Annotated in this window: 1 protein-coding gene; it reads left to right on the top strand. The window is 49.6% G+C overall.

The genetic code is table 11. The features are described 5' to 3' along the window. Window positions 1-213, top strand: a 213-nt coding sequence (locus tag AAEY98_RS22350) for an oligopeptide/dipeptide ABC transporter ATP-binding protein (RefSeq protein WP_351019778.1), incomplete at its 5' end; no start/stop codon positions are given. Window positions 214-270 lie beyond the last annotated feature (57 nt).

Genomic DNA, 270 nt, shown 5'->3' with positions numbered 1-270 from the left:
GCCCTATTGGCTGCTGCACCAACGGTAAATGGCCATAAAAATGATTTGACGCTACAAGGTGAGCTACCAAGCCCACTTAACCCACCAAGTGGCTGCGCCCTACACAAACGCTGCCCATATGCCAAGCAGCAATGCAGCGAAATAGAGCCACAACTGCGCGAATGGGATGGTCGATTGGTGGCTTGTTTACGTTTAGAAGAAATATATGGATAAGCGACATCTGATGTTTAGCGGTACGTTAGCTTACGCTGTGCTCATAGCGATGACGGC

The sequence above is a fragment of the Shewanella sp. AC91-MNA-CIBAN-0169 genome (assembly GCF_040310165.1).
Taxonomy (GTDB): Bacteria; Pseudomonadota; Gammaproteobacteria; order Enterobacterales; family Shewanellaceae; genus Shewanella.
The sequence above is the reverse complement of the archived record's forward strand: the minus strand, read 5'-3'. Positions and strand labels throughout refer to the sequence as shown.